10 protein-coding genes and 1 tRNA gene are annotated in these 12,786 nt (G+C 40.8%); 1 reads left to right on the top strand and 10 read right to left on the bottom strand.

Annotated elements, in window-relative coordinates; genetic code table 11:
* Positions 1–178: 178 nt before the first annotated feature.
* From PGQ33_RS11445 to PGQ33_RS11420, 6 genes are all read right to left on the bottom strand, one after another.
* Positions 179–252, bottom strand: a tRNA-Arg gene (locus PGQ33_RS11445).
* A 495-nt stretch (positions 253–747) separates the two neighbouring features.
* Positions 748–1,626 carry a DUF3881 family protein gene (locus PGQ33_RS11440; protein ID WP_173690762.1) on the bottom strand — a complete coding sequence of 293 codons (879 nt, stop codon included), beginning with the start codon at positions 1,624–1,626 and terminating at the stop codon, positions 748–750.
* A gap of 15 nt (positions 1,627–1,641) precedes the next feature.
* Positions 1,642–2,922, bottom strand: a complete 1,281-nt coding sequence (gene serS / locus PGQ33_RS11435; RefSeq protein ID WP_008371361.1) for a serine--tRNA ligase — start codon at positions 2,920–2,922, stop codon at positions 1,642–1,644.
* A gap of 24 nt (positions 2,923–2,946) precedes the next feature.
* A complete protein-coding gene (locus PGQ33_RS11430; RefSeq protein ID WP_173690764.1) occupies positions 2,947–3,489 on the bottom strand; it encodes a DUF4446 family protein in 543 nt (180 codons plus the stop codon).
* 3 nt (positions 3,490–3,492) lie between these two features.
* A complete protein-coding gene (locus PGQ33_RS11425; RefSeq protein WP_195488495.1) occupies positions 3,493–4,389 on the bottom strand; it encodes a ParB/RepB/Spo0J family partition protein in 897 nt (298 codons plus the stop codon).
* Between the two features lie 2 nt (positions 4,390–4,391).
* Complete coding sequence (locus PGQ33_RS11420; protein WP_008371366.1) at positions 4,392–5,159, bottom strand: ParA family protein; 768 nt, start codon at positions 5,157–5,159, stop codon at positions 4,392–4,394.
* Between the two features lie 574 nt (positions 5,160–5,733).
* On the opposite strand from PGQ33_RS11420, the gene PGQ33_RS11415 reads away from it, so the two are divergent.
* Positions 5,734–6,687 (top strand): alpha/beta fold hydrolase, encoded by a 954-nt coding sequence (locus PGQ33_RS11415; protein WP_243172308.1) that lies wholly within the window; start codon positions 5,734–5,736, stop codon positions 6,685–6,687.
* 542 nt (positions 6,688–7,229) lie between these two features.
* On the opposite strand, the gene rsmG is transcribed toward PGQ33_RS11415, so the two are convergent.
* From rsmG to jag, 4 genes are all read right to left on the bottom strand, one after another.
* Positions 7,230–7,946, bottom strand: a complete 717-nt coding sequence (gene rsmG / locus PGQ33_RS11410) for a 16S rRNA (guanine(527)-N(7))-methyltransferase RsmG (RefSeq protein WP_008371371.1) — start codon at positions 7,944–7,946, stop codon at positions 7,230–7,232.
* Between the two features lie 360 nt (positions 7,947–8,306).
* Positions 8,307–10,199, bottom strand: coding sequence for a tRNA uridine-5-carboxymethylaminomethyl(34) synthesis enzyme MnmG (gene mnmG / locus PGQ33_RS11405; protein ID WP_008371372.1), 1,893 nt, complete (start codon positions 10,197–10,199; stop codon positions 8,307–8,309).
* Positions 10,165–11,544 (bottom strand): tRNA uridine-5-carboxymethylaminomethyl(34) synthesis GTPase MnmE, encoded by a 1,380-nt coding sequence (gene mnmE / locus PGQ33_RS11400; protein ID WP_270205758.1) that lies wholly within the window; start codon positions 11,542–11,544, stop codon positions 10,165–10,167. Before mnmE ends, mnmG begins: the two co-directional genes overlap by 35 nt.
* Before the next feature lie 327 nt (positions 11,545–11,871).
* Entirely contained in the window at positions 11,872–12,780 is a 909-nt protein-coding gene (gene jag, locus PGQ33_RS11395; RefSeq protein WP_270205757.1) for an RNA-binding cell elongation regulator Jag/EloR, read from the bottom strand.
* Between the last annotated feature and the right edge of the window lie 6 nt (positions 12,781–12,786).

Genomic DNA, 12,786 nt, shown 5'->3' with positions numbered 1-12,786 from the left:
CCCAAATGTTGTGCCAGACACACAGGTAGATGTTTTTTGTTAGCAAACAATAGAAACGGAAAAACGGAAAGACGGCTATACCGAAAACTGGAATGCCAGTCGAAAACGGTGTAGCCGTCTGAAAAGGAAAAATGCCGGAAACCCTTGAAAAATCAGGCTTCCGGCGATTTTTACCACACGTCCCAGACAGGAATCGAACCTGCGGCGTTTCGCTTAGGAGGCGAACCCTCTATCCTACTGAGGTACTGAGACACATCATATTCAGTTAGCAAAAAGTCTTCGTTCCAACAACCGCTTAGGAGGCGAGTGCTCTATCCAGCTGAGCTATGACGACACATGCCGCAAACCCTTGATTTTACTGGGTTTCTGGGATTTTTCCCTTCGGCCATATATAAGATTATCAACTCTTTTTCGAGTTGTCAATCTACAGATTTTTTCGAGTTGGTAACATTAGAACGTTCCCCAATTTGGGGAATGCCTCGGCTTTCTCTTAGGAGGCGATTCTTATATTCATTTGACTAATAGAACATATACATATATCATACCGTTTGAACATGAAAATGTCAAATGCTTTTCTAAGAGGATGATCATGGTGAGGTAACAGAGCGGGATCTGATATGTGAAATAGCTTTTACAGGACTTTTTTATGTAAAGCCGAATGTTCTGAAACACATATACAAAAAAGCACGACTAATTTTCAATTAAAAGAAATTTGGTCATGCTTTTTATATAAGTCAAAAATCTTTCCTAAAAATTAATATGCCCCTGCAGCCAGATCTGTGCCTTCAGTCGTCTTCCAACTGCCGGTTCGCCAATCACCTTTTCAACCGGTACGCATACATCAAATTGAAGCTCATTGGTTTCAACTGTAAGAACATAAAGTTTTTTCCCGGTAAGAAGATTTTCGATGGTATCGATATTCAGAATCTCACCAAGGATCGCATACTGATCACATTCAAGACCAGCTGGCATAAAATGCGTATCGACAATACTGTAAATATCTTCCCCGCGAATTCTTTTTGATACTGCGGCATAGGTGTCGATGTCGTCAAGCGTAAGGCTTTCAATGGCATCGGGATTCCCTTCCTTTGCTGCGCTCATAAGCATCATCCGGTTGCGGAGATCTTTCGCTCTCTTGTCCGCAGCACCTGCATCCTTTGTGACCGGAAGCAAAATTTTCCCACTTAAAGCAAGCCCAGAAAAGGTTATAGAGATTGAACTTTTGTTCAGACCACCGAGAGTGGCTTCTTTTATGTATTCCATTCCGTTCTGGATATGGAAAATGATACTGCAGCCGAGCTTTACATCTTCGCAGACACCAATATAGGTCGGTGAGGATGCTTTTTGTTCTACTGCAATATCAGCATAAGAGCTGACTCCACTGCCTGAAAAATATGGGAAATAGCATTCTCTGCGGAACTCTTCATCATTTTCATCGATAAAGCCGCAGGAAGAAATGCCAATCCCGTTGCCGTATTCCCTGCGAAGCTCACAGAGATCTGTGTGCTCGTCCAGGGCAATACGGTCATATCCGGAAAATTTCTTTTCGGATTCAAGAAGAATCTGATACCATTCGCGTTCAGATGCGATATCGTGGAATCCGATAGCGTTTAAATATTTATGCAAAATTTACCTCGTTTTCTATCTGATTTCAGACTTACCGCCCATGTATGGACGAAGTACTTCAGGAATGCGGACAGAACCGTCTGCCTGAAGATTGTTCTCGAGAAATGCGATCAGCATTCTCGGAGGAGCTACTACTGTGTTGTTCAGTGTGTGTGCGAAATATTTGTTTCCGTCACTTCCTTTTACACGGATGCCAAGACGTCTTGCCTGTGCATCACCAAGGTTAGAACAGCTTCCTACTTCAAAGTATTTCTTCTGTCTTGGAGACCATGCCTCTACGTCACAAGATTTTACTTTAAGGTCGGCAAGGTCACCTGAACAGCATTCCAGTGTACGAACCGGGATATCAAGAGAACGGAACAGATCAACAGTGTTTTTCCATAATTTATCATACCATTCTTTGCTTTCTTCTGGTTTGCATACAACGATCATTTCCTGTTTTTCAAACTGATGGATTCTGTATACACCACGTTCTTCGATTCCATGAGCTCCTTTTTCTTTACGGAAGCATGGAGAATAAGAAGTCAGTGTCTTTGGAAGTTCAGCTTCATCAAGCATGGTATCGATGAATTTACCGATCATAGAATGCTCGCTTGTTCCGATCAGATATAAGTCTTCGCCTTCAATTTTGTACATCATAGAATCCATTTCGGCAAAGCTCATAACGCCTGTAACAACATTGCTTCTGATCATGAAAGGTGGGATACAGTATGTGAATCCACGATCAATCATAAAGTCACGTGCATAAGAGATAACTGCTGAGTGAAGACGTGCAATATCTCCCATCAGATAATAGAAACCATTTCCGGCAACCTTTCCTGCACTTTCAAGATCGATCCCGTTGAATTTTTCCATAATTTCTGTATGGTATGGGATTTCAAAGTCCGGAACAACCGGTTCGCCAAATTTTTCAATTTCAACATTCTGGCTGTCGTCTTTACCGATCGGTACAGATGGATCGATGATATTTGGGATAACCATCATATCTTTTTTGATTTTTGCTTCAACTTCTTTTTCTTCAGCAGAAAGTTCTTCCATACGGGCAGCGTTTTCCTGAACTTTTTTCTTAAGCTCTTCTGCTTTCTCTTTTTCGCCATGAGCCATGCATGCACCGATTTCTTTGGAAACTTTATTTTTCTCAGCACGGAGTGCTTCTACTTCGCCTTTGATTTCACGGTTTCTCTTGTCAAGTTCGATTACTTCATCTACAAGTGGAAGCTTTTCATCCTGGAATTTTTTCTTGATGTTTTCTTTTACAACATCCGGGTTCTGTCTTAAAAATTTAATATCTAACATAACTGTTCTCCTGTCTTATTTTTATTACTGTGGTTTGATTGCATCCTGTACATCCGGATCATACATTTCCTGGTAAACGGCCTGATCTAGTGATTCGGCCTCTTCTTCAGAGAGCTCAATGTAACTTTCACCACGCACAATTTCTTTTATATAAGTGTAACAGCCATCTCTGCTGTGCATGGAATTGAGGATCCATCCATTGTTATCATTGTCAAGCATTGTGAGGGCGAAGCTGAGTTTTCCACCCATTTCACCGAAAGCATCGTATTTGACAATACCTACTTTCTGGTAGCTGCTTCGCAACGCGCGATACAATATGCGGATGTCCGCTTTGTTTTCGTGGGCAATGTTGGAAAGCTCGTCGAGTTCATCGAATCTTGCACTGAAACTTTCTTCGAGCGTTTTACCGTCCTGTCCGCGCATGAATACGTTATAGCTTGATTTCAGACGGTTGTATTTCATATTAACATTAATATAAAGAAGAAACATCAATATGATCAGCATGATAAGAAAAAGAAATATATACGCCGGATCAATTCCAATTGATTTCAGAATTTTACTTTCCATATATTATTTTCCTTCCTGTATTGACATCAACAATTCAAATATACGTTCCAGATCGTTGTCCGAATAATATTCAATTTCAATTTTGCCTTTTCCGTTGGCTTTATGATTGACATGGACTTTGGAACCGATGATTGACTTTATACGTTCCTCCAGATCTTCATATACAAATGCATTCTGGATAACAGGCTTTTCTTTTTCTTTTTTGGGTTTCTTCAGTTCTTTGACAAGTTTTTCGGTATCCCTGACACTGAGCTTTTCATCAAATACTTTATTGGCAAGAATATACTGCTGCTCTTTATCCTCGATTGCAAGAAGAGCACGTGCATGTCCGGTTGAAATCATGTCATCGATGATCATCTGCTGTACTCTTTCGTCCAGCTTTAGAAGACGCATGGAGTTTGTAACAGCAGTTCTGCTCTTTGAAACGCGCTCAGCTACCTCATCCTGCTTCAGACGGAATTCATTTAGCAAGCGTTTGTATGCCTGCGCTTCTTCGATTGGATTCAGATTTTCACGCTGAATATTTTCAATAAGAGAAATTTCAACGATTTCCTGATCTGTGTATTCTTTAATGATAACAGGGACCTCTTTGACACCGGCCTGCTTTGCTGCACGCCAGCGACGCTCGCCGGCGATGATCTCGTAGTAATCGTTCCGTTTCTGAACAATCAGAGGCTGCAGGATTCCAAACTGTTTGATTGAATCAGCAAGTTCCAAGAGAGCATCTTCCTCAAAATGTTTTCTTGGTTGGTCACGGTTTGGCTCTACATCATTGATTTTCATCATAATTGGCCCGGCATTCACTACTTCTTTTTTGACCGGTGCAGTATGTTTTGCGGTTTTGTTTTCTTTGATTAAACTATCCAGACCTTTTCCAAGTCCGCCTCGTTTTGCTGTCATGCTTACTCTTCTCCTTTATGAATTACTTCATCTGCTAATAACATATAACTTTCAGCTCCTGTTGAACGAGGATCATATAAGTTGATTGGTAAGCCATGACTTGGGGCTTCTGCAAGTCGTATATTACGTGGAATGATAGTTTTGTAAATTGTCTGATCAAGATTATCTTTTACATTTTCAACAACTTGAAGAGAAAGATTGGTTCTGGCATCATACATGGTAAATACAACGCCTTCCATTTCAAGGTTTTCGTTCAATCTTTCTTTTACAAGCTCGATTGTTTTAATCAGCTGGCTCAATCCTTCAAGTGCATAGTATTCACACTGAATTGGAACCAATACGGTATCGGCTGTAGTCATTGAATTGATTGTCAGCATACTAAGTGAAGGTGGGCAGTCGATAATGACGTAATCGTAATTACTTCTTATCTTAAGCACCTCATCTCTTAATATGTATTCTTTGTTCTCAGTATCGAGCAACTCTATTTCGGCACCAGACAGATCAATGTTTGCGGGAATTACGTCGAGATTTTCAATTGCTTCTTTGCATAGCACCTGATCCATAGTGGCTTCGCCGATTAAAAGATCATATACAGTATAGGCAACATTATCCTTATCTATACCAAGACCGCTGGACATATTCCCCTGTGGATCCATGTCGATTGCGAGAACTTTCTGCCCTTTTGCCGATAAACACGAGGATAAATTGATCGCTGTTGTAGTTTTTCCAACGCCACCCTTTTGGTTGGCAACGGCAATTATTCGTCCCATTGCAATTACCTCCTTTCTAATAGTGTGCAAATATATATGAAGTTTTATTTACATCTAGGTATAATTGTAACACTAAACTTTATCTAAATCTACTAAATGTTTCACGTGAAACATTTATTTTGGCATTTTTTATAAATAAGGGGATTTTTTGCGCGAAACATTCTACACAAAGTGAAATGTGAAAATGTATAAAAACATTCGTAATCCACTCGTTCTTTTCTTGAAAAAAATGGCTACTTACTCATTTTTCGGCGGGTCAAGAGGTCAAAAATCCTCTTGCAAGCAAGCTTACATCGGCTTTCTGACCTTTTGCCCATGGTATCATCATATTTTAGATATATTAAAATATATTTGGCTATGAGCAGCTGGAAAAAGAGAAAACAAAATGTTTCACGTGAAACATTTTGTCGAAAACCAAGGAACAATAACATGATGAAAATCTTTAAACTGTAAGGAGATTATGGTATACTTATCTATAAGCTGCAAGGTGAAACATTACACAAAACAGATACTATTTGCGAGTATGATCTTGCTGAATCGGGGCAAAAATGATTCGGAGAAAGGACAATTAACGATGAAAAATAAATTGAAAAGTTGTGCGGTTTTAGCAACACTTGGTGCGATTACAATCCATCTGATAAATAAAACACTTATAGAAATGGCAACAAAAGACAGCTTGTTAAACTCATCTGAGGGAAATTATTATGACTGGAGATTTGGAAAAATCTATTATAGAAAACAGGGAAATGGTAAACCACTACTGCTGCTTCATGATTTGGATGCAGAAAGCTCTGGCGTAGAATGGAAAAAAGTAGCGGCAATTCTTGCAGAAAAGCATACTGTTTATACCGTGGATCTGCTAGGTTGTGGACGATCTGAAAAGCCAAATATTACTTATACTAATTTCCTTTATGTGCAAATGCTGACAGATTTTATTAAACATATCATTGGCGAAAAGGCAGATGTTGTGGCTACGGGAGAATCGGCTGCTATTGCAGTTATGGCATGCGGAAATGATGAAAATGTGATTGGAAAGATTTGTATGGTGAATCCACTGTCACTTACGGAACTTGCAAAATGTCCGAATAAGAGAACCAAGACGCTGAAATTCCTTATCGAAATACCGATTATTGGTACGCTGCTGTACAACATTATTCATTCAAGAGAAGCGATTGATGAAAAATTTGTGGATAAGTATCTGTATGACGAAGATACGATAGATTATCAGATGACGAAGATATACCATGAATCTGCTCATAATGAAAACGCACATTCAAAATATTTGTTTGCAAGCATCAAAGGTGGATATACAAAGACAAATATTTATCATTGTATTCGCAAGGCGACAAATAGTATCTGTATTATCTCTGGACAATATGATGAAAACAGTATTGAGATTGCTAAACAATATCAGAAGCATGTACCTGCTATAGAATGCATGTGCATAAAGGATACGAGACATCTTCCGCAAATTGAACAACCGGAAGGATTCGCAGAACAGCTGGATATCCTTTTCTCTGCTGAATAATATAAGGTACGTTCAGGTACACATTATAGCCAAATGCGGGATGTACACTTCGGTGTGCATCCCGCATTTGGCTATATATGGCTCTTGATCAACTTTTGCGATTATCTAATAGCAAACAGAACTGGTATTTAACTGGTACTTATTCTGCTCATGAACACCATGAAAACCGACATGCAATTCTGGGAATTTCTATGGAAATTGTCTTTCTCTGAAAAACAAAACAGAAGGATGATTATTGGGCTTTTTGCAGAAATAATCAAGCTAAATGAAAATAAAAAATCAGATTTTAAGCGGGTAAAAAATTGAACTTACCCGCTTTTTGAAATGAAATAGGAAAACAAATTTCTGGCAGAACTGCATACAAAAAATAAAAATACATTTTCAAAGCATACAAAAATTGAACTATCAAAAATACAAAATAGAATAAACTATAACAATTAAAATTGAACTATTATAAAAAGAACTAATAGCAGAAGTTCAAGATAAAGAAAAAAGTTCAATTTCCATTGCGAGATATACAGACTACAGGTATGTATAGCTGTTTATCCGTGGATAGGTTCTTTGGAAGGAAGTCCTGCTTTTCGAGGAAACTTCTTCCCGGTAGGCTTGATTTTTTTGATCTTTACAAATGAACGGCTGATATCACTGCCTGGAAGCTGGAATACAACTGGTTTATTTTGTGTACCTCCAAGGACATGTACTGCGGTTTTTGCAGCGGAAAGTTCATCGACAATATCACCGGATTTGTAAGAAACAAAGAATCCACCAACTTTTACATAAGGGAGGCAGTATTCGGATAATGTAGATAAATTGGCCACTGCACGTGAAACACAGAGGTCAAACTGTTCCCTGTAGTCTGCCTGACGGGCAAAATCTTCTGCTCTGCCGTGGATTGTATGGATATCCGTAAGATTTAACTCTTCAATCACACTGTCAAGGAAACGGATTCTCTTATTTAAAGAGTCAAGCAACGTGATTTTCAGGTGCGGAAAGGCGATTTTTAAAGGAATTCCGGGAAATCCGGCGCCTGTTCCTATATCGATCACGGTTTGAACTTTACTGATATCCAGAGCCTTTACTAATGCAAGGCTGTCGACAAAATGTTTTTCGTTTACTTCTTCGTACTCGGTGATACCGGTGAGATTCATAACCTTGTTCCATTCCACCAGCATTTCGTAATATTTATCAAACTGATTAAACTGGGTCTGCGTTAATGTGATACCTAATTCTGCAAGCTGTTGCTCAAATTTTTTACTCATATTGCTCCTTTTGCCCCTAAAAGTACACATCTTTGCGGAAAATAAACAGTAATTTACACTGCTTTGCACCAAATAGGTACACAATTTCTGAGAAGATAGCACCTTAAAGGTACACGATAAAATGATAATGTTTTTAAATAAATACAATCATGCACCTAAAAGGTATACGAAAAGATGAAAAAACATACTTTTTGCCCTATAAAGTACACGATAAAACCATTTCTTTGAAAATAGATGTGTACTTTTTGGGTGATGCCCTCAAAAGTACACATCTATATAAAGGGAAAAACAGAAACCAGAAATAATGGATTCTGTAATATCCCAAAAAAGATCAAAATACAGGTCTGGTTATCTGGTGGTCTAATGTCCTAGATATACCAGTAATACAGAAATATCGGCAGGTGAGACACCGGAAATACGGGATGCCTGACCGATGGAAAGCGGTCGGAACTGCTTTAATTTCTGCACAGCTTCGATTCGCAGGCTCGGAACAGCATCGTAATCGATATCTGTCGGTATTTTCCTGGTTTCAAGCTTTTTAAACTGTTCTACTTGTTTTAACTGGCGCTTGATATAGCCTTCATATTTGATGTTGATATCAATTTGTTCCATAATCTCTCGGCTGAAGCGTTCTGTTCGCATATGGTCGATAGGTTCGAGAAGCTTGTAATTCAGCTCAGGACGCTTAATAAGCTCAGCAAGTGTAGATCCTGAAGTAAGAGGCGTACTGTCGCAATTTGTGAGAAAATCCGTGATTTCCTGGGAAGTTCCAACGTTGGTATGCTCAAGCCTGTGGATCTCCTTGCGGATGATTTCTTCTTTGTCTAACAACATCTGGTATCTCTCGTCTGAAATAAGCCCTATTTTGTGCCCTATTTCGGTTAGTCTCTGATCGGCGTTGTCCTGGCGCAGGAGTAACCGGTATTCGGCACGTGAAGTCATCATACGATATGGTTCGTGGCTTTCTTTTGTAACCAGATCATCGATCAGAACACCGATATAAGCCTGGGAACGGTCTAAAATTAACTGTTCTCTTCCAAGAACCTCCAGTGCGGCATTGATTCCGGCAATAAGTCCCTGAGCGGCTGCTTCTTCATATCCCGAACTTCCGTTGAACTGACCACCGCTGAACAAACCATGAATAGATTTGAACTCAAGTGTCGGATGAAGCTGTCTTGCATCGATACAGTCATATTCAATTGCGTAAGCATTTTTAACTATTTTTGCGTGTTCAAGACCAGGCACACTTCTGTACATTTCATATTGAACATCCTCTGGAAGTGAACTTGACATTCCGCCGATGTACATTTCATTGGTTTCCAGACCTTCTGGTTCAATGAACACCTGATGCCGTTCTTTATCGGCAAATTTTACAATTTTGTCCTCGATAGACGGACAATAACGTGGCCCGGTGCCTTCGATCATACCAGAATAAAGTGGGGAACGATCCAGGTTTTTACGGATGATCTCATGGGTTGTAGGATTGGTATAGGTAAGCCAGCAGGAAGCCTGCTCAATCTGCACATCTTCTGGATCCGTTGTGAACGAAAAAGGTACGACCCTCTCGTCGCCGAATTGCTCTTCCATTTTGCTGAAATCAATGCTGCGCTTGTCGATACGTGCCGGTGTACCGGTTTTGAAGCGGTACATCTTAATACCAAGCTCCTTCAGACAGTCGGTCAGATAATTTGCTGCCTGCAGTCCGTTTGGACCGGTATGCGTGCTGACATCACCGTAAATGCATCTTGCCTTCAGGTAGGTTCCGGTACACAGTACAACGGCCTTGCAGCGGTATATAGCGCCAGAATAGGTCTGAACGCCCGTTACAGAACCATCTTCCACAAGGATATTGACGACTTCACCTTGCCGGATCTCCAGGTTCTCCTGGTTTTCCAGCGTCTGTCGCATGGTATTGCTGTATTTGTTCTTATCTGCCTGGGCGCGCAGGGAATGAACGGCAGGTCCTTTAGATTTATTCAGCATCTTTGACTGAATAAATGTCTTGTCGATGTTCTTTCCCATTTCACCGCCGAGTGCATCCAGCTCACGTACCAGGTGTCCCTTTGAGGTACCGCCGATATTCGGGTTGCATGGCATCATGGCGATACTTTCTACACTTACGGTGAAAACAATCGTTTTCAGACCGAGTCTTGCGCAGGCAAGGGCAGCTTCGCAGCCGGCATGTCCCGCACCAACTACAACGATGTCGTATGCGTCTTTATTTTCCCATACAGAATTTGCTGAATATTTCATTTACTAAATCTTCTCCTATCGTCTCTCCGGTAATGCTTCCCAGAGATTCATATGCATCCATTAAGTCAATTGTGAAAAAGTCTTCCGGCATCTGGTTTTCAATACTCTCTTCTACCTTTTTCAGGCTGGAAAGTGCATCGGCAAGAGCTGTTTTGTGTCGGATATTGGTGATATAAACCTCATCGTTAAATGAGATATCACCGTGATAAAACATCTCTTTTAAAGTAGATTCCAGTTCATGGATCCCAGTCTCCTCTTTTGCGGAAATATCGATCATTGGCTTAGTTATCAACGTTTCTAATGCCTTTTTATCAACAACTGTGGATAAGTCACTCTTATTCAGTAGTATCACAGCTTTCTTATCCCGGATCATCTCGATGATCCCGTGATCATTTTCATCAAGAGGTCTGGATGCATCGACCACATAGATGATCAGATCGGCTTTTTCTGCGTTTTCTTTTGCTTTATCCACACCGATCTTCTCTACGATATCAGAGGTATCGCGGATTCCGGCGGTATCCATGATGTTTAAAGAAACGCCCTGAAGCTGGATATTTTCCTCCAGAACATCTCTTGTGGTTCCGGCAATTTCGGTTACGATTGCCTTTTCTTCGCCTACCAGAACGTTCATCAGAGAGGATTTCCCGGCGTTCGGTTTCCCGACGATAACCGTCTTGATGCCTTCTTTGATGATACGTCCGTCATCGGCAGTATCCAGAAGACACTGGATTTTCTGCTGCAGATCCTTTACGACGCCCAGGAGACTGTCACCATATCCGTCTACGCTGATATGCTCTGGATCATCCAGTGCACTTTCGATAAAAGCGGTATGGTAAAGGATTACTTCACGGATTTCTTTAATCTTATTGTGGACAGAGCCTTTCAACTGGTTTACCGAGCTTTGTAGTGCATAGTCATTCTTGGAGCTGATGATATCGATCACGGCTTCGGCCTGTGACAGATCCATTCGGCCGTTCAGAAAAGCCCTTTTGGAAAATTCACCCGGTTCAGCAGGTCTTGCACCGTATTTGATCACGGTTTCAAGTATCTTTCTTGTGACAAATACACCGCCGTGACAGTCGATTTCCACAGTATCTTCACCGGTGTAGCTGTGCGGCCCACGCATTAAAAGAACCAGCACTTCATCAATCGTCTGCTCTCCGTCCATGATATAGCCATAGTGAATGGTATGGCTTTTTTGTTCGGACAGAAGCTTCGGGCTTTTGCCTTTGTAAATTTTGTCAATAATAGAAAACGCATCTTCTCCGCTGAGACGTACGATTCCGATTCCGGAATTAGTCATTGCTGTGGAGATTGCTGCGATTGTGTCTGTTTTAAATCCCATTTTATTGCTTCCTTCTATACTTTTGTAATAAATGCGATGTTATCATTTTACCCCGAAAGCTGTCAAAATGGAAGTGCCTATTGTGAAGAGTAGAAAAAAACCGCGTTACTGTTCACAGTACCTGTGACCAGCAACGCATCTCGCCATTTTAAATCGCCTTTGGCGATGGGCGAGATGCCATTCAAGATAAACCGTGCATCCTCCGTGCCAATCAGCGTAGTGATTGACACGGGAGTGAACAGTAAAAAAACCGCAGCCATTAAATGACTGCGGTTTACTGTGAACGATTCAGTTATAACGATGTATGCAACCAATTTGCGTTACTGTTTAACGGCGGTTCGGTGTTACAACAACACGTCTGTATGGTTCTTCGCCTTCGCTGTGGGTAGAAACTCTGTCATCAGCCTGCAGAGCGGAATGGATGATTCTTCTTTCATAAGGATTCATCGGCTCCAGTGAGATCGGCTTTCTGCTTCGTTTTACTTTGTAAGCGATATTCTTTGCGAGATTTTCAAGAGTCTGTTTTCTTCTCTTGCGGTAGTCTTCTGTGTCGAGTTTGACACGTACATAACCATCCTGTGACTTGTTGGCTACACGGTTGGTGAGGTACTGGAGAGAATCCAATGTCTGTCCACGCTTACCGATCAGGATACCCATGTTGTCACCGCTCATCTCAATTGCAAGAGCACCTTCTTCATCAATGGAGGATACGATAGTTACTTCGCCCATTCCCATTGCCTGAAGAACTTCCTGTAAGAATTTCTCACAGATCTTCTGTGTCGCTTCTGTTACAACGGCTACATGAAGTTCTTTCTTTTCTTCATAAACCGGAGCTGCTGCTGTTACGGCAGAGGCTGTTTCTGTTTTGTTTTCTTTTACAAATTCTTTCTTAGGCTCTTTTTTGAAGTCCTTTTTCGAATCTTTTTTGTATTCTTTGTGTTCTTTGTACTCTTTACGTTCTTTGTGTCCAACGAATTCCTTGCAGTCTTTTCGGAAATCCTTCTTGAATTCTTTTTTGATCTCTTCCGGTTTGATTTCTTCGGCTTTGATTTCTTCTGTTACAGTTTTTTTGATACGGGCACGGATAACTGCCTGACGGCTTCCGATTCCAAGGAAGCCTGCACTTCCTTTTTCAATTACGTCATATTCCATCTGATCACTTGCTACGCCGAGCTGGATAGAAGCTTCTGTGATGGCATCGTCTAAAGTTTTTGCTGATACTGTAATCTCATTCATTTGACT

The organism is Coprococcus sp. AM100_B19A (assembly GCF_027662015.1).
GTDB classification, from domain to species: Bacteria; Bacillota; Clostridia; order Lachnospirales; family Lachnospiraceae; genus Allocoprococcus; species Allocoprococcus comes.
This window is presented reverse-complemented; position numbering and strand designations above follow the sequence as displayed.

What these genes read in the sequence shown, in the direction of transcription:
- PGQ33_RS11420 (WP_008371366.1), bottom strand. Translation starts at nt 5,159, where the DNA reads ATGGGACGAATAATTGCCGTTGCCAACCAAAAGGGTGGCGTTGGAAAA.
- jag (WP_270205757.1), bottom strand. Translation starts at nt 12,780, where the DNA reads ATGAATGAGATTACAGTATCAGCAAAAACTTTAGACGATGCCATCACA.
- rsmG (WP_008371371.1), bottom strand. Translation starts at nt 7,946, where the DNA reads ATGAGTAAAAAATTTGAGCAACAGCTTGCAGAATTAGGTATCACATTA.
- mnmE (WP_270205758.1), bottom strand. Translation starts at nt 11,544, where the DNA reads ATGGGATTTAAAACAGACACAATCGCAGCAATCTCCACAGCAATGACT.
- PGQ33_RS11430 (WP_173690764.1), bottom strand. Translation starts at nt 3,489, where the DNA reads ATGGAAAGTAAAATTCTGAAATCAATTGGAATTGATCCGGCGTATATA.
- PGQ33_RS11415 (WP_243172308.1), top strand. Translation starts at nt 5,734, where the DNA reads ATGAAAAATAAATTGAAAAGTTGTGCGGTTTTAGCAACACTTGGTGCG.
- PGQ33_RS11425 (WP_195488495.1), bottom strand. Translation starts at nt 4,389, where the DNA reads ATGACAGCAAAACGAGGCGGACTTGGAAAAGGTCTGGATAGTTTAATC.
- serS (WP_008371361.1), bottom strand. Translation starts at nt 2,922, where the DNA reads ATGTTAGATATTAAATTTTTAAGACAGAACCCGGATGTTGTAAAAGAA.
- mnmG (WP_008371372.1), bottom strand. Translation starts at nt 10,199, where the DNA reads ATGAAATATTCAGCAAATTCTGTATGGGAAAATAAAGACGCATACGAC.